Source organism: Citrobacter sp. MGH110, assembly GCF_001037515.1.
Lineage (GTDB): Bacteria > Pseudomonadota > Gammaproteobacteria > Enterobacterales > Enterobacteriaceae > Citrobacter > Citrobacter portucalensis.
The window spans coordinates 3,376,306-3,402,529 of the sequence record NZ_KQ089830.1; the positions used below are offsets into that span (position 1 = coordinate 3,376,306).

The window sequence follows — 26,224 nt, forward strand, 5'->3', positions numbered from 1 at the left end:
ATCTGCCGCGCAAATACTAAACAAAACTCTCAAAGCCCCTACATTTAACGTTTATGAGACATATTATTAACATCCTACAAGGAGAACAAAAGCCATGAGCCAAATACATAAACACGCTATTCCCGCAAACATTGCGGATCGTTGCCTGATAAATCCGGAGCAGTACGCAGAGAAATACCAGCAATCCGTTAACGAACCCGACACATTTTGGGGCGAGCAAGGAAAGATTCTTGATTGGATCAAGCCGTACAGCCAGGTGAAGAACACCTCCTTCGCACCAGGCAACGTGTCTATTAAATGGTACGAAGACGGCACCCTGAACCTGGCCGCAAACTGCCTTGACCGTCACCTGCAGGCAAATGGCGATCGTACCGCCATCATCTGGGAAGGCGATGACGCTACCCAAAGCAAAAACATTACCTATCGCGAGTTGCATCGCGATGTCTGCCGTTTCGCCAATACGCTACTGGATTTAGGCATTAAAAAAGGTGACGTAGTGGCCATTTATATGCCGATGGTGCCAGAGGCTGCGGTTGCAATGCTGGCCTGTGCCCGCATAGGGGCAGTGCATTCTGTCATCTTCGGTGGTTTCTCACCGGAAGCCGTCGCCGGACGTATTATCGACTCCAATTCACGCCTGGTGATCACCGCCGACGAAGGCGTACGCGCCGGGCGCGCTATCCCGTTGAAAAAGAACGTCGATGATGCGCTGAAAAACCCGAACGTGAAGACCGTTGAACATGTGGTCGTCCTCAAACGTACCGGTGGTAAAACGGAGTGGCAGGAAGGCCGTGACCTGTGGTGGTCCGATCTTATTGAGAAAGCCAGCTCAGAACACCAACCGGAAGAGATGAACGCGGAAGATCCGCTGTTTATCCTGTATACCTCCGGTTCAACCGGCAAGCCAAAAGGCGTGCTGCACACCACCGGCGGGTATCTGGTCTACGCTGCAACCACCTTTAAGTACGTGTTTGATTACCATCAGGGCGATATCTATTGGTGTACCGCTGACGTGGGTTGGGTAACCGGACACAGCTACCTGCTGTACGGCCCGCTGGCCTGCGGCGCAACCACGCTGATGTTCGAAGGCGTACCAAACTGGCCAACGCCTGCGCGTATGTCACAGGTTGTGGACAAGCACCAGGTCAATATTCTGTATACCGCACCGACCGCCATTCGCGCACTGATGGCAGAAGGCGACAAAGCGATTGAAGGTACTGACCGTTCGTCGCTGCGTATCCTGGGTTCCGTTGGCGAGCCGATCAACCCGGAAGCGTGGGAGTGGTACTGGAAGAAGATCGGCAACGAAAAATGTCCAGTCGTCGATACCTGGTGGCAGACCGAAACCGGGGGATTCATGATCACCCCACTGCCGGGCGCTACCGAGCTGAAAGCCGGTTCTGCAACCCGTCCATTCTTTGGCGTACAGCCTGCGATTGTCGATAACGAAGGTAATCCACTGGAAGGCGCGACGGAAGGTAACCTGGTGATTACCGACTCGTGGCCAGGCCAGGCGAGAACGCTGTTTGGCGATCACGAACGCTTTGAGCAAACCTACTTCTCTACCTTCAAGAATATGTACTTCAGCGGCGACGGCGCGCGCCGTGACGAAGATGGCTATTACTGGATTACCGGACGTGTGGACGATGTGCTGAACGTCTCTGGCCACCGTCTGGGAACGGCTGAAATCGAATCGGCGCTGGTGTCGCATCCGAAGATTGCCGAAGCCGCGGTGGTGGGAATTCCGCATAATATTAAAGGCCAGGCGATCTACGCCTACGTCACGCTGAATCACGGTGAAGAGCCGTCACCTGAGTTGTACGCCGAGGTTCGCAACTGGGTGCGTAAAGAAATTGGTCCGTTGGCAACGCCAGACGTGCTGCACTGGACCGACTCACTGCCGAAAACCCGCTCCGGCAAAATCATGCGCCGCATCCTGCGCAAAATCGCGGCGGGCGATACCAGCAATCTGGGCGATACCTCGACCCTCGCCGATCCTGGCGTCGTGGAGAAACTGCTCGAAGAGAAGCAGGCCATCGCGATGCCATCATAACAAAGTCCTGAAAATGCCGGATGGCGACGCGAAAGCGTCTTATCCGGCCTACAAATCTGACCCTACCCTCTCTTCACCGGGAGGGAAATATAAAAAACCTCCCCCAAAGGATTTCGTGTTACAGGAAGGCGGCAAGCGAGCACATCCCCAAGAGCATAGTTCACTATGTGACTGGGGTGGGCGAGTGCGGCCAACGAACCTGTAGCACGAAAGACGCAGGGGGACCTCTGGAGAGCTCTGTGATGAATGACCAAATTTATCAGCGGATAGAAGACAGTGCGCGTTTCAGGGAGTTAGTAGAAAAACGGCAACGGTTTGCCACCATTCTGTCCATCATCATGCTGGCAGTTTATATCAGCTTTATATTATTGATTGCCTTTGCGCCGGGCTGGCTGGGTACTCCGCTACACGCGGGAACCAGCGTCACCCGCGGTATTCCGATTGGGGTCGGTGTGATCCTTATCTCCTTCATCCTGACCGGGATCTACATCTGGCGGGCAAACGGTGAATTCGATCGCCTGAACAATGCGGTTTTGCACGAGGTTAAAGCATCATGAAGAGAGTCCTGACGGCGCTTGCCGCCACGCTGCCCTTCGCCGCAAACGCGGCGGATGCTATTAGCGGTGCAGTCCAACGCCAGCCAACCAACTGGCAGGCGATTATCATGTTCCTGATTTTCGTCATCTTTACGCTCGGCATTACCTACTGGGCGTCAAAGCGCGTACGTTCGCGTAATGACTACTACACCGCTGGCGGTAACATCACCGGTTTCCAGAACGGGCTGGCGATTGCGGGCGACTATATGTCGGCGGCATCGTTCCTCGGGATTTCCGCGCTGGTCTTTACCTCCGGTTATGACGGGCTGATCTATTCACTCGGCTTCCTGGTCGGCTGGCCAATTATCCTGTTCCTGATTGCTGAGCGTTTGCGTAACCTGGGTCGTTACACCTTTGCAGACGTTGCGTCTTATCGTCTGAAGCAAGGGCCAATCCGTATTCTGTCCGCCTGTGGTTCCCTGGTGGTGGTTGCGCTGTATCTGATCGCGCAGATGGTTGGTGCAGGTAAGCTGATTGAGCTGCTGTTTGGTCTGAACTATCACATCGCTGTCGTACTGGTTGGCGTGCTGATGATGATGTACGTTTTGTTTGGCGGCATGTTGGCGACCACCTGGGTACAGATCATCAAAGCCGTACTGTTGCTGTTCGGTGCCAGCTTTATGGCCTTTATGGTGATGAAGCACGTCGGCTTTAGCTTCAATAATCTGTTCACCGAAGCGATGGCGGTACACCCGAAAGGTTCAGCCATTATGAGCCCGGGCGGGTTGGTAAAAGACCCAATCTCCGCACTGTCGTTAGGTCTCGGCCTGATGTTTGGTACGGCGGGCTTGCCGCACATCCTGATGCGCTTCTTCACGGTTAGCGATGCCCGTGAAGCACGTAAGAGCGTGTTCTACGCCACCGGTTTTATGGGTTATTTCTATATCCTGACCTTTATCATCGGCTTTGGCGCAATCATGCTGGTAGGTGCAAATCCGGCGTACAAAGATGCTGCGGGCGCGCTGATTGGCGGTAATAACATGGCGGCGGTTCACCTGGCGAATGCGGTGGGCGGTAACCTGTTCCTCGGCTTCATCTCAGCCGTGGCGTTTGCCACCATTCTGGCGGTGGTTGCCGGTCTGACGCTGGCGGGCGCATCGGCAGTGTCTCACGACCTGTACGCCAACGTGTTCCGCAAAGGCGCCACCGAACGTGAAGAGCTGCGGGTTTCGAAAATAACCGTGCTGGTGCTGGGCGTGATTGCCATCGTGCTCGGCGTGCTGTTCGAAAACCAGAACATCGCCTTCATGGTCGGCCTGGCGTTTGCTATCGCAGCCAGCTGTAACTTCCCCATCATTCTGCTCTCTATGTACTGGTCGAAACTGACCACGCGTGGCGCAATGTTGGGTGGCTGGTTAGGCCTGCTGACGGCAGTGGTGCTGATGATTCTTGGTCCAACGATTTGGGTCCAGATCCTTGGTCACGAAAAAGCCATTTTCCCGTATGAGTATCCGGCGCTGTTCTCCATCAGCGTAGCATTCCTCGGGATCTGGTTCTTCTCTGCCACCGACAACTCAGAAGAAGGCAACCGCGAACGCGAGCAGTTCCGTGCTCAGTTCATCCGTTCCCAGACCGGGTACGGCGTAGAACAAGGTCGCGCGCACTAACTTCCCTTCTCCTCCGGCTTTCGGGCCGGAGGATTACATCCTTTCTCAGAACATCAGCCTCGCCACCAGCGGTGCCACCAGCACCATTACCACGCCGGAAAGCATCATCACCAGACTGGCAACGACCCCTTCCTGCTGACCGAGTTCATAAGAGCGTGCCGTGCCTGCGCCGTGCGATGCTGCGCCAAATCCTGCGCCTTTCGCCATCCCTTCACGAATGGAAAGCCGTAAAAACAGCACATCGCCGACCGCCATACCAAATACGCCGGTCACCACCACGAACAATGCCACCAGGTCCGGCTGCCCGCCCAACGGTTCTGCCGCCGCCAGCGCAAACGGTGTGGTGACGGAGCGCACCGCCAGACTACGTTGGATCTCATCAGGCAACATAAACAGGCGCGCCAGCCATACGGAACTGGTGACGGCCACCAGCGTTGCCGTTACCACGCCCGCCGTCAGCGACATCCAGTGACGCTTAATCACGGCAAGGTTGTCATACACCGGAACGGCAAAGGCGATGGTCGCCGGGCCTAACAGCCACAGCAACCAGTGCGATTCACCAATATAGTTTTGCCAGGAGATATGGCCGAAAACCAGCATCAGCACCAGCAGGGCCGGGGTGAGAACTAATGGCATCAGGGGTAATTTACGAAAACGGCGATACAGACGCTTATTGGCAAAGTAGATACCCAGCGTAATCACCAGACACAATACGCTTAGCTGGAAATTACTCACGGTTTAGCCTGCGCATTTCATAGCGATACACTTTATCCACCACCCACGCCGTTGCGCCGAGCACCATCAGCGTACTGATCGCAATCACGGCAAATATACGCCAGCCATCAACCAGCAACAGCTGCGTGTAGTTCACAACGGCGACCACCGCCGGAACAAAAAACAGCAGCATTTCAGCCAGTAACCAGCGAGCACCTGCGCGAATCCAGTTCAGCGGGATAACCCGGCAGACAATTAACGCCAGCATCAGCACCATCCCGACCAGGTTGGCAGGAAGCGGTAGATGCAGCCAGGAGACAAGATATTGAGCAAATACAAAGAGACCTGCATACAACAGAACCTGAACGGGGATCTGGAGTCGATGAATAACGGCAGGCGTCACGCGGCTTATCGCCACAGCCATGAGGGTATGTCCTTAAAAAATAGAGAGCGCCAGTATAGAGAGCCCCCTTCCAGGACTGAAATGAATTAAACTCATTGCAGGCATAGTCTTAAGGAATAATCATGGATATCAGAACGCTGCGATATTTTGTTGAGGTGGTTCGTCAGCAGAGCTTTACCCGCGCAGCGGAGAAGCTTTTTGTCACCCAGCCCACCATCAGTAAGATGTTGAAGAACCTTGAAGACGAGCTTAACTGCACGCTGTTAATCCGCGACGGTCGGCGACTGCTGTTAACCGACACCGGGCAGGTCGTTTTCGAACGCGGCCTGGCAATCCTTGCCGAGTTTCGCCAGCTTGAAGCGGAACTCAGTGACATTAATCACCTCAACAAGGGCGTGCTGCGCCTCGGTATCCCGCCCATGGTGGGGATGTTAATGGCCGGGCCGATCGGCCTGTTTCGCCAGCGCTATCCCGGCGTGGAGCTGAAGGTCTCTGAATTTGGCGGCTTAACCGTTCAGCAGGCGGTAATGAACGGTGACCTGGATGTCGCGATGACCGCGCTGCCGGTTGAAGAAGAGAGCGGTCTGGCAACCTTACCGCTTTTTAGCCATCCACTCTGTGTGTTGGTTCCTCGCTCCGGCCAGTGGACAACGTGCGAATCCATTTCCCCCGAGGCGCTGGCGGAACATCCGCTGCTTATCTACAACGAAGATTTCGCGTTGAGCCGCCAATTGCTTGAGCTGTTTAGCCAACACAACGTCAAGCCCCGCATCGCGGTTCGCAGCGGGCAGTGGGATTTTCTGGCGGCAATGGTACAAGCCGGGGTCGGGATTGCCATTTTACCGGAGCCGATTTGCCAGCGGCTGGATAAGCAAACGTTGCGCTGGATCCCTCTGGAGAGTGACTTACGCTGGCAGTTGGGCATGATTTGGCGCGAAGGCGTGTATCTGTCGCACAGCGCCCAGGCGTGGCTCAAATGCTGTGAAGGGTTTTGGCTACCGCAAGCGTCGTAAAATGCCGGATGCGGCTAACGCCTTATCCGGCCTACATCGGTATGCCGGTGTTGTAGGCCTGATAAGCGTAGCGCATCAGGCACGTTCACCCGCATTAAAATCCATGATTTCACCTGCCCAATCTTGCGGGTACAAACCGTGCCTCACATCACGATGAAATGTTGAAAAAGGCCAAGCCTGTACCTGCTTTACCCAACCGTGCTTCACCGGGTTAATGTAAATATAATCAACATGCTGGCGATAATCATGTTCATCACGGATGGTGTGCTCCCAAAAGCGAGATTGCCAGATATGTCGGGAAGACAATGAGTGGGTGAAATGCTTCTTAATTTCCCGCCAGCGAGAGGAATAATCCGCATCATTGCCAGGTAACGTCCATATGCAATGCATATGCTCGGGTAAAACGACCCACGCATTGATGCGAAAAGGCCTAACCTTTTTGACCGCAGCGATTGCACACCGAAGCGCGTGAATGTTGTCTGTCAGAAGGTGGCTTCGACGGTCCTGCAGATTTACCGTAAAAAACCAGGTTCCCCCATTGATGTAATTTCGTCGATAGTTGGACATGTTTCCCCCTTTCCTCAACCGTATGGAGAAAAGAGGGAATCGACAAGACAAGCAGATCAGTTCAGGAAAGCGGCTCGCAAATTACATGATGGATAATTTTTTGTAGGCCTGATAAGCGCAGCGCCATCAGGCACATCTTTCGCCGGATGCGGCGCGAACGCCTTATCCGGCCTACATCGTGCTACCGTTTATTGGTTCTCGATCAACAGCGCTTCCAGCAAATCCAGGTCGTGCAGTAGTTTTTGCAGCGTTTCATTGCTGATTTCACGCGTGGCGCGCAGGTGATAAAGCTCTGCGCGTTCTGAACGCAGCGCTGCCAGGCGGAAACGTCGCTCGAGGTTTTCTTCCTGCATCGAGCTTTCCACATCGTTGCGCCCGTCGGCGCGTCGGCGCAGGTTACCAATCACGCGTGAACTCACCTCGGTGAGCAACTGGTTATCGATGTTCTCTTCGGTGTCCGCGGCCAGTCGCTCCTCCATTTTCTGGATCGCGACAATCGCCACTTCTGCCGTGGCGGCGCGGGCAATACGTTCCTCTTTCTGCTGCTGCGAGTGGTCTGCCACTTCCAGATGTTGTAGCAGAATCGGCAGCATCACCACGCCGACAAACAGCGAAAACAGGATCACGCCTGCGGCAAGGAAGATCAGCTCATATCGCGCCGGGAAGCCGCTACCATCCGGTAACAACAGTGGAATGGAGAGCACACCGGCGAGGGTAATGGCCCCGCGTACACCGGCAAAAGAGGCGATCATGATTTCACGCGTCGTCCAGGATCCAAACTCCATCGGTTTTTTCTTCAGGAAGCGCAGACTGAACTTTTTCATGGTCCACAGCCAGCCAAAACGCACCAGCATTAGCGCCACGTAAATCAACACGACATCGGTAAACAGCATCCAAATTTCAACATTCGGATCGGCCTCGGCCGCCGCCAAAGAAGACTCCAGAATTCCCGGTAACTGTAGCCCTAACAGCAAGAAGACCATGCCGTTAAATACAAACTCCAGCATCGCCCAGGTACTGTTAGCACGTAAACGCATCGCCAGTGGCGCGCGGCGCATCACCCCGGAACGGGTGATCGTCATCCCGGCAGCGACCGCCGCGAGGATACCGGAAACGCCGATATGTTCCGCAATCAGGTAAGACGCAAACGGCAGCAGGAACAGCAGGACGATTTGCGTTGCCGGCTCGTCACCGCCCCAGCGGCTGAGGAAGCGCAGGGAACGGCCGTACAGCCAACTGACGACAAAACCAGCCAGGATGCCGCCAATCGCCACTTTGAAGAACTCAAGCGTTGCGCCACCAACGGTGAATACCATCGTGCCCATCGCCACGGCGACGGCAAACTTCAGAGAGACCAGACCGGAGGCGTCGTTCATCAACGCTTCGCCCTGCAGGATACCCATGATTTTCTTCGGTATACGTCCCTCTCCCACAATGCCGGAAAGTGCGACGGCATCGGTTGGCGATAGCACAGCAGCCAGCGCAAAGGCTGGGATGAGAGGGATCCCCGGCACCAGCCAGTAAATCATAAATCCAATGCCGACCACCGTGACCAGCACCAGCGCCAGTGCCAGGCCGAAAATCTCTCGCCCATGCTCGAGAAACTCACGCGTTGGCGTCTTCCAGCCATCGGCAAAGAGCAGCGGCGGGATGAACAGAACCAGGAACAGCTCAGGATCGAATTCCACATGCAAACCAAACGTCGGCCACGCCAGCAAGGCGCCGATGGCGATCTGCATAAGGGGTAAAGGAAGTTGGAAGGGCAATACGCGAGTAAATACCCCCGACAGCGAGACCACAAGGGTCATGATAAGTATGGTGAAAAAGATTTCCATGCGTTCCCTGTTTGCGATGTTTCTTATGATTGCTAATGAGAGGCGTCGTGCCTCAATTCTATCTAATTGAGAGTAACGCAAAAGACAACGAGTGTGTTCTGAAAATGAAAACGGGCGGCCAAAGCCACCCGTTTTTAGGATCGTCAGGAAATCAGAATCAGATAGCCCAACCGCCGGCGTAGAAGGCCACCAGCGCGATGGCGATCACCACGGTGCCGATGTTCAGTTTGCGCCATTCACCAGAAACGATGCGGCCAATTACCAGGGTCGCAAAGCCAATCATGATGCCGGTAACGATGTTACAGGTCAGCACGATAAATACGGCCGTAACCAGTCCCGCCATCGCGTCGACAAAGTCAGCGAAATCGATTTTCGCGACGTTGCTCAGCATCAACAGACCCACATACATCAGCGCAGGTGCCGTTGCGTACACAGGTACAAGATAAGAGAGCGGAGAGAGGAACAGGATCAGCAGGAACAGTACGCCAACGGTGATCGCTGTCAGGCCAGTTTTACCGCCTGCCGCCGTACCCGCTGCGGATTCAATGTAAACCGCCGCCGGAGCTGCACCCACCAGACCAGAGAACACACTGCTCAGGGAGTCAGTGGTCAGCGCCTTGCCACCGTCGATAATCTGTCCGTCTTTATCCAGCAGATTCGCCTGTCCGGCTACCGCGCGGATGGTTCCGGTTGCATCGAAGACAGCGGTCATGACCAGCGCCAACACGCTCGGCAGGACAATCGGGTTCAGTGCCCCCATGATATCCAGGCTGCCGATCAGCGAATTGCCGTTTTCATCACTCAGAGACGGCATGGCAAAAATGCCGGAGAAATGCACGGCCGGGTCGAAAATCAGACCAACCACGGAAATACCGATAATGGTCAGCAGAATGCCACCCGGTACTTTCAGTTTTTCGAGGCCAATAATCACCGCCAGACCAATCAACGACATAATGACCGGGAAGGTATCGAAGTCACCCAGCGCAACTGGCAGGCCGTCCAGCGGGTTCTTAATTACCAGACCGACACCGTTTGCCGCAATCAGCAGCAGGAACAGGCCGATACCAATCCCCGTACCATGCGCAACGCCCTGCGGCAGATTGCGCAGGATCCAGCTACGGATACCGGTCGCGGAAATGATGGTAAACAGGACACCCATCAGGAACACCGCACCCAGCGCAACGGGCACGCTAATATGTTGGCCCAGCACCAGGCTGAATGCGGTAAATGCGGTCAGAGAAATGGCGCAACCAATTGCCAGCGGCAGGTTTGCCCACAGCCCCATCACAATAGAACCGACGCCCGCTACCAGACAGGTCGCCACAAATACAGCAGCAGGTGGGAACCCGGCTTTACCCAGCATCCCCGGAACCACGATAACGGAGTAGACCATGGCCAGGAAGGTCGTTAATCCGGCAACGACTTCCTGACGAACGGTACTGCCGCGGAGCGAAATTTTAAACCAGGCGTCGAGTGAACCGCCGGTACGCGCTGAAGGCGTAGACATAGAAAACATCCCCTGAGAGTTTATTTTTTCGTCATTATGCGTGCTGGACAATCCACTGCCTGCTAAACGTTTTCTCCATGTGCCAGGTTTGCGTCAATAGGGGTGTCGCAAAAAAGCAAACGTTTAGCTCCGCGCATAAAAAACGGGTGGTAAAAAAAAGCAAACGATTATCTAGCGATCATACGCTGGTTTTCAACTGAACTTTGCCGCTTTTTACTCATTTCTTCTTATAACGCGCAAGAAATAACCAGTCGATGCGCAAACGTTATCGTCAATGCGCAATTTGGCAACAAATTTCGCGGAGTTATTACAACATCGGCGTGTTTATTTCGCGCAACTCGCGCAAGAAAACAGGTGAAGATGCGTAAAATTTTTTGGCTAAAAAATCACCATTTCACTGGCAAATGGAGGGAGGTGGCTTACACTTACATTATCAACACAGGCCGGAACCTCCCCTAATGTGCTCGACTGAGGGGTGTTGATGTCGGGGGAAACCCTCCCGTGAACCAGCGGGATAGAGTGAAAGACAAAGACCGGAACCAAACTAAAGCGCCCTCTGTGGCGCTTTAGTTTTATATCCTTCATACCCGTCACATATTTTAAACCAATTAATCATCTTCCAGCAGGCGCGCTCCGGTCCCCTGCTCGCCAAGCTGATCGCCTGGGTTACGCAACGGGCAATCGCTACGTGACAAGCATCCGCAACCAATACACCCATCCAGCTCATCGCGTAGCGCCACCAAAGTATGGATGCGTCGGTCCAGTTCTTCACGCCATTGCGAAGAGAGCTGCTTCCACTCTTTGGCACTAAGCGAATGCCCCTCAGGTAATACACCTAACGCGTCACCGATCGTGGCCAGCGGGATCCCGATGCGTTGAGCAATCTTGATTATCGCGACGTAACGCAACACATCACGTTTGTATCGCCGCTGATTGCCGCTGTTGCGCATGCTACTGATTAACCCTTTGCTTTCATAGAAATGCAGGGTCGATACCGCCACGCCGCTACGTTTGGCGACTTCACCTGGTGTGAGCAGCGCTTTTATCCGGGGTAATTTCTTTTCCATAAATCGCTTTACCTCAAGTTAACTTGAGGAATTATACTCGCCCACAGACAAAACGACGAATCGAATACTGAGAAAGAGGCAGCCCTATGTCCCATCAGCAGATTATTCAGACCCTTATTGAATGGATTGATGAACATATCGATCAACCGCTGAACATTGAGGCGGTGGCGAAAAAATCAGGTTACTCGAAGTGGTATTTACAAAGAATGTTCCGCACGGTGACGCGCCAGACCTTGGGTGACTACATCCGCCAGCGTCGACTTTTGCTGGCCGCCGTTGAACTACGGACAACTGAGCGACCTATTTTTGATATCGCGATGGATCTTGGTTATGTGTCGCAACAAACCTTCTCGCGTGTGTTTCGCCGCGAATTTGATCGTACTCCCAGCGACTACCGCCATCGTCTGTAAGATTATTGCCCGCTCTGCGTCAGTATGGCGGGCGACCGTTGTATCCAGTGCATGAACTCCTGCGGCGGCAGCGCCTTCGCAAAATACCAGCCCTGACAATACTGTACGCCGCGTTCAAGCAGCCATTCGATTTGCTCCTTCGTTTCCACCCCTTCCGCAATCGTCTTCAGGTGTAAGCTTTGTGCCATCTCAATAATATGTTCGGCAATCAAGTGACTGGTGCTGTTAGTGGACAACGTGCTAATAAACGATTTGTCGATCTTCAGGATATCGACATTCAGCGCTGACAAATTATGCAGATTGGAATATCCCGTGCCAAAATCATCAAATGCCACTTCATAACCCGCCTTACGGAACGCCTGGATTACGGGGGTCATTTTATGTACATCTATGAACCCACGCTCGGTCACTTCAACTTTAATTTGCTGGGCCGCCACGGAGTACTCACGATTTTTGTCGTTAATCAGGGCAATCAATCGGGATGAATGAAAGTCAGAAGCGGAAAGGTTAATCGATATAGAAAGCTGAGGATGCGCCGAAAGAAAATACCCCAAATCGTTGAACACCTCTTCAACGACATAATCCGTGATCCGCTCAATCATTCCCTCTTTTTCAGCCAGTGGAATAAACTCCGTCGGGCTCATCACCTCACCTTTACAGCCCGGCCAGCGCAGCAGAGCTTCAGCACCAACACATTGCCCATTCTTAATATCAATGATCGGCTGGTAATGCAGGCAAAGCTGACGTTTTTTGATCGCGCGTTTTAATAAGCGCCGGGGAGATAAGTATTCCTGGCGCGTGCGCCACCACATTAGCAGTATCAGGATGCTGCAGATAATCCCGAAGGGAATGGTTAATGCCGCCTCGTGATAGAAAATCTGACTTACGCGGTTGTCTGAGGTCGACACAATAATCGCAATTGGACGTTTTTCTGAATGCACGATGGTGTAGAAGCGATCGTCTTGTTGAAAGGTCGAGGCTTCACCGCGTATGAGCGGCGCGAATTGCGCAATATTTGCCGCTTCGCTGGCAGAGAAAAACGTATCTGTTACTGTGTCATACACGCCCCAGGAGAGATCCGGATCATCTGACATGACTTCGCTGTAGGACAATGGATTGATGACTGCGACGTAGTTCCCGCGTTGCATGTACGTCATTCTGTAGCCAGCGAAAAAAGGGGTATCGCGGTAGTAATAGATGGCGATATCCGGCGTACGTTTATAATCGGCTGTCGGCATAATATAAGTAACAGGCGGCGCCATCGACGTAGAGCACAAAAAGTGATCGCCCTGCGCATAAATTAGCTCACTGATATATAAACGACCGCGAATAATATTTAGCATACTTTTCTGATGTGCCGGGGTACACATCTTACCCTGATACAACTGGGCCATATCACGCGCCAAATCAGCTTGTAGGATCACCAATTCTGTTTTATTTAACACCAGTTGAGCAAAAGAGCGGAGTTGGCTATGGGTTTCGGTCATCGCCCGGATGTGCGCAAACCATATCGCCAGCACCACGGGGAACAATACCACCATGAATGTTCCCAGGAACTTCAGCATCTTGCGTCGCGCACTGTGATTCATGTCAGCCCTATTTCCCTGTTTCGTATATGCCAGAACCCATCAAGGCAGGATGCTATAAACACCGACTGATTAAGTTGCATGAATCTATCAGTATTAGCAACAGACTTCTCTATGTAAAAGTCTGATAATAGTTGATGATGATATTATTTTTCCGTAAGGCAAACTTAAAGTTATGCTTATTTCATAACGTTATTATCCCCACGGAGTAATTTTTTATGAGCATTATCCTGGCTGCATTTAAGAAATTCATTAATTTTTTTTAACGTTTAATTTAGGATAAATATAACAAGCAGACTAAATGCATGTTTAAAACATGGTTATTTATTATCAACTCTTCATTAAACAAAACCACACACTTGAAGTGGTTATAAGCCTACAAAAATAACGGCCAATACTGGTGAACAAACGACCAGATGTGATATAGTTCACAAAAATCATGTAACAGAAACAATGTTTCATTCATGTTATTGCCCGTCGATAGCCAGAGTATCACACCCTCGGTGAACACCCCCGCGCTGTCCTGGGCATCCAGACTTTCTGAGGACGTTTTTCATGGCGACAATAACAACTGGCGTGGTTCTTCTGCGGTGGCAACTACTCAGCGCGGTGCTGATGTTTTTAGCCAGTACGCTCAATATCCGTTTTCGTAAATCAGATTATATTGGCCTGGCCGTCATTAGCAGCGGTTTAGGGCTGGTTTTTGCCTGCTGGTTTGCGACTGGATTGCTCGGCATAACCCTGGTGGATATGTCCGCTATCTGGAAGAACATTGAAACCGTAATGGTTGACGTGATGAGCCACACACCGCCAGATTGGCCGATGGTGTTGAACTGATAACAAAATTGCATATGGCTACCCCAGTCTTGAGGTAGCCATTATTTTCAGCGTAACGCAGTGGGATTAGAACGGAATATCGTCGTCGAAATCCATCGGCGGCTCGTTAGACGGCGCTGCCGGCGCTGACTGTTGCGGGCGAGACTGTGCGCCGCCGCTGAACTGGTTGCCACCCTGCGGCTGCTGAGGTTGACCCCAACCGCCCTGCTGCTGACCGCCACCTGCCGGAGCACCACCACCCTGACGACCACCCAGCATTTGCATGGTGCCGCCAACGTTAACCACAACTTCTGTGGTGTACTTTTCTACACCGGACTGATCGGTCCATTTGCGGGTACGCAGCTGACCTTCGATATAGACCTGAGAACCTTTACGCAGATATTCGCTGGCCACTTCCGCCAGTTTGCCAAACAGCACAACACGGTGCCATTCAGTCTGCTCTTTCATTTCACCGGTCGCTTTATCACGCCAGGATTCGGAAGTAGCCAGCGTAATGTTGGCAACTGCGCCACCATTCGGCATATAGCGTACTTCCGGGTCCTGGCCCAGATTACCGACGAGAATCACCTTGTTTACGCCTCTGCTGGCCATGATCGTGTCTCCTGAAAAACGTTACTGAATAAGTGTAAGCGCGGGATTGTAGCATTTCCAATAGCGCTTTTACTACGTTGCGAAGTTGATTCCAGTAAACAACTCCAGCCAGACATTGTTGCACAGACGTCTGCGTTTTGCATTCCAATACTGTATATCCATTCAGGTCAGGTTGTGTCATAATTAACCGTTTGTGATCGCCGGTAGCACCATGCAGCCAGGCAAAAAAGCGTTTAATCCGGGAAAGATGAATGGATAAGATCGAAGTTCGGGGCGCCCGCACCCATAATCTCAAAAACATCAACCTCGTCATCCCGCGCGACAAGCTGATTGTCGTCACCGGGCTTTCGGGCTCAGGCAAATCTTCGCTCGCTTTCGACACCTTATATGCCGAAGGGCAGCGTCGTTACGTTGAATCCCTTTCCGCGTACGCGCGTCAATTTCTGTCGCTGATGGAAAAACCGGACGTCGACCACATTGAGGGGCTCTCTCCTGCCATCTCAATTGAACAAAAATCGACGTCCCATAACCCGCGATCCACGGTAGGTACAATTACCGAAATTCACGACTATCTGCGTCTGCTGTTTGCCCGCGTTGGCGAGCCGCGCTGTCCGGATCACGACGTCCCCCTGGCAGCGCAGACCGTAAGCCAGATGGTGGATAACGTCCTGTCGCAGCCGGAAGGTAAGCGTCTGATGCTGCTGGCGCCGGTGATCAAAGAGCGTAAAGGCGAGCACACCAAAACGCTGGAAAACCTGGCAGGCCAGGGCTATATCCGCGCCCGTATCGACGGTGAAGTCTGTGACCTTTCCGATCCGCCCAAGCTTGAGCTGCAAAAGAAACACACCATTGAAGTGGTGATTGACCGCTTTAAAGTCCGTGACGATCTCACCCAACGACTGGCGGAATCCTTTGAAACCGCGCTGGAACTGTCCGGCGGTACGGCGGTCGTTGCCGATATGGACGACCCGAAAGCGGAGGAGCTGCTGTTCTCCGCCAACTTCGCCTGCCCTATCTGCGGCTATAGCATGCGCGAACTGGAACCGCGGCTGTTCTCGTTTAACAACCCGGCGGGCGCGTGTCCAACCTGTGACGGTCTCGGCGTGCAGCAATATTTCGATCCTGATCGGGTGATCCAAAACCCGGAACTGTCGCTGGCCGGTGGTGCTATCCGCGGTTGGGATCGCCGTAACTTCTATTACTTCCAGATGCTTAAGTCTCTGGCGGAACACTATAAATTCGACGTTGAAGCCCCGTGGGCCAGCCTGAACCCTGCTGTGCATAAAGTGGTACTGTACGGTTCCGGTAAAGAGAATATCGAATTTAAATACATGAACGATCGCGGTGATACGTCCGTACGGCGCCATCCGTTCGAAGGCGTATTGCACAATATGGAGCGCCGCTATAAAGAGACGGAATCCAGCGCTGTACGTGAAGAATTAGCCAAGTTCATCAGTAACCGTCCTTGCGCCAGCTGTGAAGGGACGCGTTTACGCCGGGAAGCCCGTCACGTATTTGTTGAAAATACGCCGCTGCCTGCGATTTCTGACATGAGCATCGGTCATGCAATGGATTTCTTCAACAATCTGAAGCTTGCGGGTCAGCGGGCGAAGATTGCCGAGAAAATTCTTAAAGAGATTGGCGATCGTCTGAAGTTCCTGGTCAACGTCGGCCTCAACTACCTGACGCTATCGCGTTCAGCAGAAACACTCTCCGGTGGTGAGGCCCAGCGTATTCGCCTGGCAAGCCAGATCGGCGCGGGTCTGGTCGGTGTAATGTACGTACTGGATGAGCCGTCTATTGGCCTGCACCAGCGCGATAACGAACGTCTGCTGGGTACGCTTATCCACCTGCGTAATCTGGGTAATACCGTTATTGTGGTCGAGCACGATGAAGACGCGATTCGCGCCGCTGACCACGTTATCGATATCGGCCCGGGCGCGGGTGTTCACGGCGGTCAGGTCGTCGCCGAAGGGACACTCGACGACATCATGGCAGTGCCTGAGTCGCTGACCGGCCAGTACATGAGCGGTAAACGCAAGATTGAAGTGCCTAAACAGCGCGTTGCGGCTGACCCAGAGAAAGTGCTGAAGCTCACCGGTGCACGCGGTAACAACCTGAAAGATGTCACCCTGACGCTGCCGGTAGGTTTATTTACCTGCATTACCGGTGTTTCCGGTTCGGGTAAATCGACGCTGATTAACGACACACTGTTCCCGATTGCACAGACGGCGCTAAACGGTGCGACGCTGGCTGAACCTGCGCCGTATCGCGACGTTCAAGGCCTGGAGCATTTCGACAAAGTGATCGACATTGACCAAAGCCCGATTGGCCGTACGCCGCGCTCTAACCCGGCAACCTACACCGGGGTGTTTACGCCAGTGCGCGAACTGTTTGCCGGTGTACCGGAGTCACGCGCACGCGGTTACACGCCGGGGCGTTTCAGCTTTAACGTCCGTGGCGGACGCTGTGAAGCCTGTCAGGGCGACGGCGTGATCAAAGTCGAAATGCACTTCCTGCCGGATATCTACGTGCCGTGCGATCAGTGCAAAGGCAAGCGCTATAACCGCGAAACGTTAGAAATTAAGTACAAAGGCAAGACTATCCACGAAGTGCTGGATATGACGATTGAAGAAGCACGTGAGTTCTTCGATGCCGTTCCGGCGCTGGCACGTAAGCTGCAAACGCTGATGGACGTTGGCCTGACGTACATTCGGCTGGGTCAGTCCGCTACCACGCTCTCAGGCGGTGAAGCACAGCGCGTGAAGCTGGCGCGCGAGCTGTCCAAACGCGGTACCGGGCAAACGCTGTATATTCTCGATGAGCCGACCACCGGTCTGCATTTTGCGGATATTCAGCAACTGTTGGACGTGCTGCATCAACTCCGGGATCAGGGCAACACCATCGTGGTGATTGAGCACAATCTGGACGTGATTAAGACCGCAGACTGGATTGTCGATCTCGGTCCGGAAGGCGGTAGCGGCGGCGGCGAAATCCTTGTCTCCGGCACACCAGAAACGGTCGCTGAGTGTGAAGCCTCACACACGGCCCGCTTCCTCAAACCGCTGTTGTAATTACGCAACACTTGTCTGGCCTATAGAATATGCATAAAGCTTGTAGGCCGGATAAGGCGCTTGCGCCGCATCCGGCAACCGTTGTGCCTGATGGCGCTGCGCTTATCAGGCCTACGAAACTACAGAATACGCATAAAGCCTGTAGGCCGGATAAGGCGCTTGCGCCGCATCCGGCAACAGTTGTGCCTGATGGCGCTGCGCTTATCAGGCCTACGAACCACAGAATATGCATAAAACCTGTAGGCCGGATAAGGCGCTTGCGCCGCATCCGGCGAAACGGATCAGGGCTGCGTCAGTATCCGGCGTTTATCTTCCGGCAACGTGTTCACAGCCTGCTGATAAGAGGCGTCGACCAGATAATAAATCTGTGAATCCGGCAGCGAGCCGTCCAGATACACCGTACTCCAGTGCGCCTTATTGAGATGCCTGCTTGGCCGAACATCGCTATGCTGCTGGCGCAACAGTTCTGCCAGTTCAGGGCTGGTTTTCAGAGACACCGCCGGGCGTTCTTCCACCTCTTTTACCATGGCAAAAAGCACATCTTCGACTTTGATTTGCGTGGCCTTCCAGTCACTGTGAACGCTCTGCTCCGCGCCCGTTTTTGCCATGCAGTATTGCAGCAACTCCGAATTCGTCATCTTTATTCCCCTTACCAGCATATTGCCTCATGAGAACATCTTTTATTCAGTGTGCAGCAAGTCCGCAAAAGGTAAAAGCCAGCAATGTAAATTTGTTTAAAAAAACAGCAATCCGCAGCCAGCGTCCTCAATATTCCGAGTTGACGATCACCTCTTCACCAAACGCACCGGCCTGTGGCAGCGGCTTATAAGTGGAGTTAGAGGCGCGCAAAATGCGAATACCGCGAATACCCACGTCGCGAGCGGCAGTGATGTCATTATCGGAGTCACCGTAGAACATGCGGATATTTTTATCCTGCAGCCACTGCGTTTTGGTGTTCTGACCCGGCTTGTCGCCGGCAAAAATGACCGGATTCATATTTCCTGCTGGGATGTGAAAGTTATCAGACAACGTTTTCGACACCGTTTCAGTCTTCGTCTGGCTACGCCCGGTCACGAAAAAGATGCTGTCACCGCGACGCACGTGCATATCAATCAGTTGGCGCGCGACTTCTTTTGGAATACTGAACTCGTCCCAGCCATTGTTCATTTTTTCCCAGAAGGCCGGATTCTTCAGGTAATCCTCACTGTCCGGAGAATACGTTTTTTTACCGCGCCAGAAGCCTGGGCTGGAAAAGAGGACAGTGTCATCGATATCAAACCCGACGGCCATCGGCGGACGTCCGGTCAGGCTGTTTTCAATTTGTGCCACGGAGACCCAGTGAATGGGAGCCTGCTCAGCGAGCTTTGCAACGTTAGTGCCTGGATTGAGCTGAGAGGGAGAAGAAACGAGTGCCTGGGCTGGCTGATTTAGCGTGAACAATAAACAAACGGCACTCAGTGCCAACGTAAACTTGCGCATATTTTTCCCTAAGTAGTCAGTTAGTTATCATTTTTTTATTAACAACTGGTCAAAAAACTATCTGACCTTACCCCTTAGGGGGAGGGAAAGGAAGGATTTTCTCTGGTTTTGTCCTGGAAAAGGAGCACGATCACATTGGAAAACAGGCCTGATGACGCGACGCTTATCAGGCCTGCAAAGTCGGTTACATGACGGCGGCAAATGCCTTCGCCACGCGCTGCACGTTACCGTGATTCAACCCGGCCACGCACATGCGACCGCTGGCGATCAGGTATACACCGAACTCATCGCGCAGACGATCAACCTGGGCTGCGCTAAGCCCGGTATAGCTGAACATCCCGCGCTGTTGCAGCAGGTAGTCAAAGTTACGGCCTGGGATCTCCGTATTCAATACGTTAACCAACTCCTGGCGCATCGCCAGAATGCGGGTACGCATCTCTTCAACTTCCGCCAGCCAATTGGCTTTCAGCGCGTCATCACCCAGTACCGCGGCAACTACCTGCGCACCAAAGTTTGGCGGGCTGGAGTAGTTTCGACGCACCGTCGCTTTTAGCTGCCCCAGCACGCGGCTGGCGGTATCAGCGTCTTCACATACCACTGACAGTCCGCCGACACGCTCGCCGTACAAGGAGAAAATCTTCGAGAATGAATTGCTGACAAGAGCGGGCAATCCGGCGCTGGCAATGGCGCGAATCGCATAGGCGTCGTCTTCCATTCCACCACCAAAGCCCTGGTAAGCAATATCCAGGAACGGGATCAGATCGCGTGCTTTCAGGATCTCAATAACGCTATCCCACTGCGTAGGCCTTAAATCCGCCCCTGTCGGGTTATGGCAGCACGGATGTAGCAGCACGATGCTGCGCGCCGGTAGGGTATTCAGCGTTGCCAGCAGGTCGTTGAAACGCACACCGTTGGTCGTGTCGTCATACCATGGGTAAGTGCTTACTTCGAATCCGGCACCTTCAAAAATCGCGATATGGTTTTCCCAGGTCGGATCGCTGACCCACACGCCAGAATCAGGGAAATAACGTTTCAGGAAGTCTGCGCCAACCTTTAACGCACCGGAGCCGCCCAGCGTCTGAATGGTTGCGACGCGCTGCTGCTGGAGAACCGGATGTTCTGCGCCAAACAGCAGCGGCGCAATAGTATGGCGATACGTGTTCAGACCTTCCATCGGCAGATACAGCGAAGCGCCATGCGGTTTGGCATTGAGGCGGGCTTCCGCTTCCGCCACAGCTTTAAGCTGAGGAATAATGCCGTCTTCGTTGTAATACAGGCCGATGCTGAGATTCACTTTGTCGCTACGTGAATCTTCTTTGAAGCGCTCCATGAGCGATAAAATCGGGTCGCCGGCGTAGGCGTCAACTTTTTGAAACACGTGTGGTTCTCCGGGTTTACAGGCAGGGGTTAAGAACACAATAAACCGGAAGTGGGAGAAGATCGAGAGGATGTTGAGAGGAATATTGCCGGAAGGCGGCGTAACCACCTGTCCGGCACATCATGCTGCTAATCGATATACTTCATCGCTACCCTTGAGGTCAGGCGCGTAATAAGTTCGTAAGCACTTACTTTCGTCATTTCAGCAATGCGTTCAACGGGCAAGCCCTCGCCCCACAGAATCACCGAATCGCCGGCTTTATCCTGCGCTTCGGAGCCTAAATCGACGCAGATCATATCCATCGCAACGCGACCGACGATTGGCACTTCACGGCCATTGACCAGCACCGGTGTTCCAGACGGCGCCGCACGCGGGTAACCATCACCATACCCCATCGCCACCACGCCTAAACGCGTGTCGCGCTCGCTCTGCCAGGTACCGCCATAGCCGACCGGTTCGCCCGCTTTGTGCTCACGCACCGCAATCAGGCTGGAGGTTAGCGACATTACCGGCTGGCAGCCAAAATCAGCGCCGATAGAGTGGTTTTCCAGCGGTGATACACCATACAGAATCAGCCCCGGACGCGCCCAGTCGAAGTGAGACTGCGGCCACAGCAAAATACCACCCGACGCGGCAATCGAACGCTGCCCCGGTTTGCCTTCACAAAAACTGTTGAAGATATCGAGCTGTTTTTCGGTCGCGCCACACTCAGGCTCGTCCGCGCGAGCAAAGTGGCTGACGATATTGACCGGCTGGCGCACGTTTTCACACTGTGTTAAGCGCTGATAAAACGCCTCGGCCTGCTCAGGGCGTACGCCCAGTCGATGCATACCCGTGTCGAGCTTCATCCAGACGGTAACGGGTTCAGCCAGTTTAGCGGCTTCCAGGGCTTCGAGCTGCTCCTGGTTGTGGACGGCAGTATGCAGGCGCTGCGCGGAAATAGTCGGCAGATCGGAGGCATCAAAAAATCCCTCCAGCAGCAGGATGGGCTGCGTGATCCCTCCCGCTCGCAAGCGCAGGGCTTCTTCAAGACGAGCGACACCAAAAGCGTCCGCATCGGGGAGCGTTCGCGCGGTCTCTAACAGACCATGGCCGTAGGCGTTCGCTTTCACAACCGCAACCAGTTTGCTGGCTGGAGCCAGTTCACGCAGACGTTGCAGGTTGTGTCGCAGAGCGCGGCGGTTAATAACTACAGTTGCCGCTTGCATTTGTATTCCTTAATAAAAGAATTTCCTAAATCATTCGTGTTGCAGGACAAAAACGCTTTGGCGTTTTTGAACAGCGCCTGCGCTGGCCCCGAAGGGGCGAGGACGCAGTCCGAGTCACGCGACAAGCCAGAGAATCCCCGGGAGCTTAGTAAACTAAGTGACCGGGGTGAACGGGCGTAGTCAACGCATCTGCAGCATGAAGGATGACGGAGATTTATTCGTCGTCGTATTGTGGGCCCGCATAGTTATCGAAGCGCGACCACTGACCGTTAAACGTCAGGCGCACCGTACCGATCGGGCCGTTACGTTGCTTACCAATAATGATTTCTGCGATCCCTTTCAGGTCGCTGTTTTCGTGATAAACCTCATCACGATAGATAAACATGATTAAGTCGGCATCCTGCTCGATGGAGCCAGACTCACGCAGATCCGAGTTGACCGGACGCTTGTCGGCACGTTGTTCCAGAGAGCGGTTAAGCTGCGACAGCGCCACCACCGGTACATGCAGTTCTTTCGCTAACGCTTTCAGCGAGCGGGAAATTTCAGCAATTTCCAGCGTACGGTTGTCGGAAAGCGACGGCACGCGCATCAGCTGCAGGTAGTCGATCATGATAAGTCCGATACCGCCGTGTTCACGGGCGATACGACGGGCACGCGAACGCACTTCCGTTGGCGTCAGGCCGGAAGAGTCATCAATATAGATGTTTCGTTTCTCCAGCAAAATACCCATTGTTCCGGAAATTCGCGCCCAGTCCTCATCATCCAGTTGACCGGTACGGATTTTAGTTTGGTCTACGCGTGAGAGCGAGGCCAGGGAACGCATCATGATCTGTTCTGAGGGCATTTCAAGACTAAAGATAAGAACCGGCTTATCCTGCAACATCGCCGCGTTTTCGACGAGGTTCATTGCAAATGTCGTTTTACCCATCGACGGACGCGCGGCGACAATAATTAAGTCTGACGGCTGCAAACCAGCAGTCTTTTTATTGAGGTCGTCATAACCGGTGTTCACCCCGGTGACGCCGTCGTGCGGTTGCTGGAACAGCTGCTCGATACGCGCGACGGTGGCGTCGAGCACGTCAGTAATATTTTTCGGGCCTTCGTCTTTATTAGCGCGGCTTTCCGCGATTTTAAAGACACGGGATTCTGCAAGGTCCAACAGATCTTCACTGGAGCGTCCTTGCGGATCAAAACCGGCTTCCGCGATTTCGTTTGCAACTGAAATCATGTCACGAACAACGGCGCGTTCGCGGACGATATCCGCATAAGCGCTAATGTTCGCCGCACTTGGCGTGTTTTTAGACAACTCAGCCAGGTAAGCAAAACCGCCGACGCTGTCCAGTTGTCCCTGAACTTCCAGCGACTCTGCCAGTGTGATCAGATCGATGGGTTTTCCCATCTCCTGCAGGCGATGCATTTCCGTGAAGATATGCCGGTGCGGTCGGGTATAAAAATCTTCCGCCACCACACGCTCGGCGACATCGTCCCAGCGTTCGTTATCCAGCATTAAACCGCCCAACACCGACTGTTCCGCTTCAATCGAGTGCGGCGGTACTTTCAGCCCGGCGACCTGGGGATCGCGCTCACGAGCATCAGTCTGTTGTTTGTTGAAGGGTTTATTTCCTGCCATAGTGAATGGAGTTACCGAGATAATGATTGGGTCGAAAGATTACCACATTTCTTTTGGAGGAAGCATGGCAACACGTATTGAATTTCACAAGCATGGTGGCCCTGATGTACTCAAGGCGGTGGAGTTTACGCCCGTAGACCCGGCGGAAAACGAAATCCAGGTCGAGAACAAAGCGATTGGGATCAACTATATCGACACCTACATCCGCAGTGGTCTTTATCCGCCGCCATCTCTGCCCAGCGGGCTGGGTACCGAAGCCGCCGGCGTAGTCAGCAAAGTTGGCAGCAAAGTAACACACATTAAAGCTGGCGATCGCGTGGTGTACGCCCAGTCTGCTCTTGGAGCCTACAGCTCAGTGCATAACGTTCCGGCCGATAAAGCCGCCATCCTGCCTAACGCTATCTCGTTTGAACAAGCTGCCGCCTCGTTTCTTAAAGGGCTAACCGTTTTTTATCTGTTACGTAAAACCTATGAAATTCAACCTGATGAGCCGTTTTTGTTCCATGCGGCTGCGGGCGGCGTCGGCATGATTGCCTGCCAGTGGGCAAAAGCATTGGGTGCGAAGCTGATAGGTACCGTCGGCAGTGCGCAAAAAGCGCAAATTGCGCTGCAGGCTGGCGCATGGCAGGTCATTAACTATCGTGAAGAGAGCATTGTTGAGCGAGTGAAAGAGGTAACTGGCGGTAAAAAAGTGCGGGTGGTGTATGACTCGGTGGGGAAAGATACCTGGGAAGCCTCGCTGGATTGTTTGCAGCGCCGGGGATTAATGGTCAGCTTTGGTAATGCTTCCGGGCCGGTTACTGGCGTGAACTTAGGCATTCTGAACCAGAAAGGTTCGCTCTACGTGACCCGTCCTTCTCTACAGGGTTACATCACCAATCACCGCGAATTAACCGAAGCCAGCAATGAGCTTTTCTCGCTGATTGCCAGCGGAGTGATCAAAGTGGATGTCGCGCCTGGTCAAACGTTCGCACTGCACGATGCACAGCGTGCTCATGAAGTACTGGAAAGCCGTGCCACGCAGGGATCGAGTTTGCTAATTCCTTAAGATGACGGGGAAAGAAAGAATTAGGGCTTCCCGCAGGAAGCCCTTTCTTTTTTTAGTTCGGCTGTATGTAGGGTACAGCTCGATGAATTCGTTAACCTGGCAATAGTGACAGATTTGATAATCAATTCCTATTTGGTTCTAAAGGCAATGTTGCAGGTTGTGACGTACCGCTCAATACCTTAGTAAAACCGGCGGTTATTGCGCTGATACTGTGGGACTTTTGGCGCTTTTATCGCCTTGATCACCCACACCACGGCAACAGCCAGTAGCAGCCAGGGCAACAGTTTAATCATCAAGGCAAATAGTCCGCCCAGAAACATCACGGCGGTGGCTACGATCAATGCAGCCAGAACGCCCAGCAAAGATACGCCGGTGACCATCAGCATGATAAAAAATCCAATCACAAAAAGTAGTTCCAGCATGGCTCTCTCCCGAAATGAAATTCTCTCCATAGCTTTACAAGAAACATGCCAAAAATAATGCGTTGATTTATAAAGAAAACGCCCCGCGACAAAGCGCAGGGCGTGGTGAAATTAACTAACTTTTGGTGAAAACTTAACGCTTGTCTGCCACCAGCTTCAGCGCATGCTCCAGAACGTTAATATCTGCCCCGGCTTTATGTGCATTCTCGCTCAGATAGCGACGCCACTGACGGGCACCAGGGATGCCCTGAAACAGCCCCAACATATGGCGTGTCACATGTCCCAAATAGGTTCCCTTACTCAGTTCACGCTCAATATACGGGTACATGGCACGCACCACGGCGACTGGATCGGTATCTTCGGTGGTAGCTGCAAAAATCTCGCGGTCAACGGACGCCAGAATGCCTGGGTTTTGATACGCCTCACGCCCCACCATCACGCCATCCATATGTTGCAGATGAATTTTCGCTTCTTCCAACGATTTAATGCCGCCGTTGATCGACATCGTCAGATGCGGAAAATCACGCTTTAACTGATAAACACGGTCATAATCCAGCGGTGGAATTTCGCGGTTTTCTTTCGGGCTTAACCCGGACAGCCAGGCCTTGCGGGCGTGAATGATAAACATCTCACATTCGCCTTTACCAGATACCGTGTTGATGAAATCGCAGAGGAATTCGTAGCTGTCCTGGTCATCAATGCCGATACGAGTTTTCACCGTTACCGGAATCGACACCACGTCGCGCATTGCTTTGATGCAATCGGCGACCAGTTGCGCATTCCCCATCAGGCAGGCGCCAAACATGCCATTCTGTACGCGGTCGGAAGGACAACCCACGTTGAGGTTAATTTCGTCATAGCCCCGCTGTTCAGCGAGCTTAGCACACTGCGCCAGCGCAGCCGGATCGCTCCCGCCCAGTTGCAATGCGACCGGATGTTCTTCTTCGCTATACGCCAGATAATCGCCTTTACCATGAATGATTGCCCCAGTGGTTACCATCTCCGTATAGAGCAGCGTCTGGCTGGACAGTAAGCGCAAAAAGTAGCGGCAGTGTCTGTCCGTCCAGTCGAGCATCGGCGCGATAGAAAAACGATGAGCGGGAAAAGCGGTAGACTGAGATTCAGGCAGCATGGCGAATATTCAAGCATCCGGTTAAAAAAGGGGCGCTACTATAGCATAGACCGTTACGATAGTGAGC

23 protein-coding genes are annotated in these 26,224 nt (G+C 53.3%); 8 read left to right on the forward strand and 15 right to left on the reverse strand.

The window, feature by feature from the left end; all coding sequences use genetic code 11:
* Nucleotides 1–94 precede the first annotated feature (94 nt).
* From acs to actP, 3 genes are all read left to right on the forward strand, one after another.
* Complete coding sequence (acs, locus tag SK38_RS15835) at nt 95–2,053, forward strand: acetate--CoA ligase (RefSeq protein WP_003826645.1); 1,959 nt, start codon at nt 95–97, stop codon at nt 2,051–2,053.
* Between the two features lie 242 nt (nt 2,054–2,295).
* The gene (locus SK38_RS15840; protein ID WP_003031750.1) at nt 2,296–2,610 is read left to right on the forward strand and encodes a DUF485 domain-containing protein; all 315 of its coding nucleotides are present in this window, start codon (nt 2,296–2,298) and stop codon (nt 2,608–2,610) included.
* On the forward strand, nt 2,607–4,256 hold the full coding sequence (gene actP, locus SK38_RS15845) for a cation/acetate symporter ActP (RefSeq protein WP_008786931.1): 1,650 nt from the start codon (nt 2,607–2,609) through the stop codon (nt 4,254–4,256). The genes SK38_RS15840 and actP overlap by 4 nt, the downstream gene beginning before the upstream one ends.
* Before the next feature lie 45 nt (nt 4,257–4,301).
* Here actP and SK38_RS15850 read toward each other — a convergent pair whose 3' ends face one another.
* Nucleotides 4,302–4,991 carry an LrgB family protein gene (locus tag SK38_RS15850; protein ID WP_003031745.1) on the reverse strand — a complete coding sequence of 230 codons (690 nt, stop codon included), beginning with the start codon at nt 4,989–4,991 and terminating at the stop codon, nt 4,302–4,304.
* Nucleotides 4,984–5,394, reverse strand: a complete 411-nt coding sequence (locus SK38_RS15855) for a CidA/LrgA family protein (RefSeq protein ID WP_003826638.1) — start codon at nt 5,392–5,394, stop codon at nt 4,984–4,986. The genes SK38_RS15850 and SK38_RS15855 overlap by 8 nt, the downstream gene beginning before the upstream one ends.
* A gap of 101 nt (nt 5,395–5,495) precedes the next feature.
* On the opposite strand from SK38_RS15855, the gene SK38_RS15860 reads away from it, so the two are divergent.
* The gene (locus tag SK38_RS15860) at nt 5,496–6,386 is read left to right on the forward strand and encodes a LysR family transcriptional regulator (RefSeq protein WP_032942105.1); all 891 of its coding nucleotides are present in this window, start codon (nt 5,496–5,498) and stop codon (nt 6,384–6,386) included.
* 75 nt (nt 6,387–6,461) lie between these two features.
* On the opposite strand, the gene SK38_RS15865 is transcribed toward SK38_RS15860, so the two are convergent.
* The 4 genes from SK38_RS15865 to soxR form a co-directional block, all read right to left on the reverse strand.
* The gene (locus SK38_RS15865; protein WP_032942104.1) at nt 6,462–6,953 is read right to left on the reverse strand and encodes an REP-associated tyrosine transposase; all 492 of its coding nucleotides are present in this window, start codon (nt 6,951–6,953) and stop codon (nt 6,462–6,464) included.
* Nucleotides 6,954–7,141: 188 nt separating this feature from the next.
* Entirely contained in the window at nt 7,142–8,788 is a 1,647-nt protein-coding gene (locus SK38_RS15870) for a Na+/H+ antiporter (RefSeq protein ID WP_003826634.1), read from the reverse strand.
* A gap of 157 nt (nt 8,789–8,945) precedes the next feature.
* Nucleotides 8,946–10,295, reverse strand: a complete 1,350-nt coding sequence (gene ghxP, locus SK38_RS15875; RefSeq protein WP_003826632.1) for a guanine/hypoxanthine transporter GhxP — start codon at nt 10,293–10,295, stop codon at nt 8,946–8,948.
* Nucleotides 10,296–10,903: 608 nt separating this feature from the next.
* On the reverse strand, nt 10,904–11,362 hold the full coding sequence (soxR, locus tag SK38_RS15880) for a redox-sensitive transcriptional activator SoxR (protein ID WP_003826630.1): 459 nt from the start codon (nt 11,360–11,362) through the stop codon (nt 10,904–10,906).
* A gap of 86 nt (nt 11,363–11,448) precedes the next feature.
* Between soxR and soxS the strand changes: the two genes are divergently transcribed.
* On the forward strand, nt 11,449–11,772 hold the full coding sequence (soxS, locus tag SK38_RS15885; RefSeq protein WP_003031731.1) for a superoxide response transcriptional regulator SoxS: 324 nt from the start codon (nt 11,449–11,451) through the stop codon (nt 11,770–11,772).
* Nucleotides 11,773–11,774: 2 nt separating this feature from the next.
* On the opposite strand, the gene SK38_RS15890 is transcribed toward soxS, so the two are convergent.
* Complete coding sequence (locus SK38_RS15890; RefSeq protein WP_048236344.1) at nt 11,775–13,361, reverse strand: EAL domain-containing protein; 1,587 nt, start codon at nt 13,359–13,361, stop codon at nt 11,775–11,777.
* Nucleotides 13,362–13,913: 552 nt separating this feature from the next.
* Here SK38_RS15890 and SK38_RS15895 point away from each other — a divergent pair.
* A complete protein-coding gene (locus tag SK38_RS15895) occupies nt 13,914–14,195 on the forward strand; it encodes a YjcB family protein (protein WP_003826625.1) in 282 nt (93 codons plus the stop codon).
* Nucleotides 14,196–14,261: 66 nt separating this feature from the next.
* Here the strand turns inward: SK38_RS15895 and ssb1 are convergent, their stop codons facing one another.
* Nucleotides 14,262–14,786: a single-stranded DNA-binding protein SSB1 gene (ssb1, locus tag SK38_RS15900; RefSeq protein WP_003826621.1), complete on the reverse strand. Its 525-nt coding sequence runs from the start codon at nt 14,784–14,786 to the stop codon at nt 14,262–14,264.
* A gap of 251 nt (nt 14,787–15,037) precedes the next feature.
* On the opposite strand from ssb1, the gene uvrA reads away from it, so the two are divergent.
* Nucleotides 15,038–17,860 carry an excinuclease ABC subunit UvrA gene (gene uvrA, locus SK38_RS15905; protein WP_003826619.1) on the forward strand — a complete coding sequence of 941 codons (2,823 nt, stop codon included), beginning with the start codon at nt 15,038–15,040 and terminating at the stop codon, nt 17,858–17,860.
* A gap of 281 nt (nt 17,861–18,141) precedes the next feature.
* Here uvrA and SK38_RS15910 read toward each other — a convergent pair whose 3' ends face one another.
* From SK38_RS15910 to dnaB, 5 genes are all read right to left on the reverse strand, one after another.
* The gene (locus tag SK38_RS15910) at nt 18,142–18,498 is read right to left on the reverse strand and encodes an MmcQ/YjbR family DNA-binding protein (RefSeq protein ID WP_008786927.1); all 357 of its coding nucleotides are present in this window, start codon (nt 18,496–18,498) and stop codon (nt 18,142–18,144) included.
* A gap of 127 nt (nt 18,499–18,625) precedes the next feature.
* Nucleotides 18,626–19,339 carry an acid phosphatase AphA gene (gene aphA, locus SK38_RS15915; RefSeq protein ID WP_003826615.1) on the reverse strand — a complete coding sequence of 238 codons (714 nt, stop codon included), beginning with the start codon at nt 19,337–19,339 and terminating at the stop codon, nt 18,626–18,628.
* A 184-nt stretch (nt 19,340–19,523) separates the two neighbouring features.
* Entirely contained in the window at nt 19,524–20,717 is a 1,194-nt protein-coding gene (tyrB, locus tag SK38_RS15920; RefSeq protein ID WP_048227486.1) for an aromatic amino acid transaminase, read from the reverse strand.
* Nucleotides 20,718–20,845: 128 nt separating this feature from the next.
* Nucleotides 20,846–21,925: an alanine racemase gene (alr, locus tag SK38_RS15925; RefSeq protein ID WP_048236346.1), complete on the reverse strand. Its 1,080-nt coding sequence runs from the start codon at nt 21,923–21,925 to the stop codon at nt 20,846–20,848.
* Between the two features lie 214 nt (nt 21,926–22,139).
* Entirely contained in the window at nt 22,140–23,555 is a 1,416-nt protein-coding gene (gene dnaB / locus SK38_RS15930; RefSeq protein WP_003826610.1) for a replicative DNA helicase, read from the reverse strand.
* Between the two features lie 64 nt (nt 23,556–23,619).
* On the opposite strand from dnaB, the gene SK38_RS15935 reads away from it, so the two are divergent.
* Nucleotides 23,620–24,603, forward strand: coding sequence for a quinone oxidoreductase (locus SK38_RS15935; protein ID WP_008786924.1), 984 nt, complete (start codon nt 23,620–23,622; stop codon nt 24,601–24,603).
* 179 nt (nt 24,604–24,782) lie between these two features.
* Here the strand turns inward: SK38_RS15935 and pspG are convergent, their stop codons facing one another.
* Together pspG and dusA are read right to left on the reverse strand one after the other, a co-directional pair.
* On the reverse strand, nt 24,783–25,025 hold the full coding sequence (gene pspG / locus SK38_RS15940; RefSeq protein ID WP_048236348.1) for an envelope stress response protein PspG: 243 nt from the start codon (nt 25,023–25,025) through the stop codon (nt 24,783–24,785).
* Between the two features lie 133 nt (nt 25,026–25,158).
* The gene (gene dusA / locus SK38_RS15945) at nt 25,159–26,157 is read right to left on the reverse strand and encodes a tRNA dihydrouridine(20/20a) synthase DusA (RefSeq protein ID WP_048236349.1); all 999 of its coding nucleotides are present in this window, start codon (nt 26,155–26,157) and stop codon (nt 25,159–25,161) included.
* Nucleotides 26,158–26,224 lie beyond the last annotated feature (67 nt).

What these genes read in the sequence shown, in the direction of transcription:
- acs (WP_003826645.1), top strand. Translation starts at nt 95, where the DNA reads ATGAGCCAAATACATAAACACGCTATTCCCGCAAACATTGCGGATCGT.
- SK38_RS15840 (WP_003031750.1), top strand. Translation starts at nt 2,296, where the DNA reads ATGAATGACCAAATTTATCAGCGGATAGAAGACAGTGCGCGTTTCAGG.
- actP (WP_008786931.1), top strand. Translation starts at nt 2,607, where the DNA reads ATGAAGAGAGTCCTGACGGCGCTTGCCGCCACGCTGCCCTTCGCCGCA.
- SK38_RS15855 (WP_003826638.1), bottom strand. Translation starts at nt 5,394, where the DNA reads ATGGCTGTGGCGATAAGCCGCGTGACGCCTGCCGTTATTCATCGACTC.
- SK38_RS15860 (WP_032942105.1), top strand. Translation starts at nt 5,496, where the DNA reads ATGGATATCAGAACGCTGCGATATTTTGTTGAGGTGGTTCGTCAGCAG.
- SK38_RS15865 (WP_032942104.1), bottom strand. Translation starts at nt 6,953, where the DNA reads ATGTCCAACTATCGACGAAATTACATCAATGGGGGAACCTGGTTTTTT.
- SK38_RS15870 (WP_003826634.1), bottom strand. Translation starts at nt 8,788, where the DNA reads ATGGAAATCTTTTTCACCATACTTATCATGACCCTTGTGGTCTCGCTG.
- ghxP (WP_003826632.1), bottom strand. Translation starts at nt 10,295, where the DNA reads ATGTCTACGCCTTCAGCGCGTACCGGCGGTTCACTCGACGCCTGGTTT.
- soxR (WP_003826630.1), bottom strand. Translation starts at nt 11,362, where the DNA reads ATGGAAAAGAAATTACCCCGGATAAAAGCGCTGCTCACACCAGGTGAA.
- soxS (WP_003031731.1), top strand. Translation starts at nt 11,449, where the DNA reads ATGTCCCATCAGCAGATTATTCAGACCCTTATTGAATGGATTGATGAA.
- SK38_RS15890 (WP_048236344.1), bottom strand. Translation starts at nt 13,361, where the DNA reads ATGAATCACAGTGCGCGACGCAAGATGCTGAAGTTCCTGGGAACATTC.
- SK38_RS15895 (WP_003826625.1), top strand. Translation starts at nt 13,914, where the DNA reads ATGGCGACAATAACAACTGGCGTGGTTCTTCTGCGGTGGCAACTACTC.
- ssb1 (WP_003826621.1), bottom strand. Translation starts at nt 14,786, where the DNA reads ATGGCCAGCAGAGGCGTAAACAAGGTGATTCTCGTCGGTAATCTGGGC.
- uvrA (WP_003826619.1), top strand. Translation starts at nt 15,038, where the DNA reads ATGGATAAGATCGAAGTTCGGGGCGCCCGCACCCATAATCTCAAAAAC.
- SK38_RS15910 (WP_008786927.1), bottom strand. Translation starts at nt 18,498, where the DNA reads ATGACGAATTCGGAGTTGCTGCAATACTGCATGGCAAAAACGGGCGCG.
- aphA (WP_003826615.1), bottom strand. Translation starts at nt 19,339, where the DNA reads ATGCGCAAGTTTACGTTGGCACTGAGTGCCGTTTGTTTATTGTTCACG.
- alr (WP_048236346.1), bottom strand. Translation starts at nt 21,925, where the DNA reads ATGCAAGCGGCAACTGTAGTTATTAACCGCCGCGCTCTGCGACACAAC.
- dnaB (WP_003826610.1), bottom strand. Translation starts at nt 23,555, where the DNA reads ATGGCAGGAAATAAACCCTTCAACAAACAACAGACTGATGCTCGTGAG.
- SK38_RS15935 (WP_008786924.1), top strand. Translation starts at nt 23,620, where the DNA reads ATGGCAACACGTATTGAATTTCACAAGCATGGTGGCCCTGATGTACTC.
- pspG (WP_048236348.1), bottom strand. Translation starts at nt 25,025, where the DNA reads ATGCTGGAACTACTTTTTGTGATTGGATTTTTTATCATGCTGATGGTC.
- dusA (WP_048236349.1), bottom strand. Translation starts at nt 26,157, where the DNA reads ATGCTGCCTGAATCTCAGTCTACCGCTTTTCCCGCTCATCGTTTTTCT.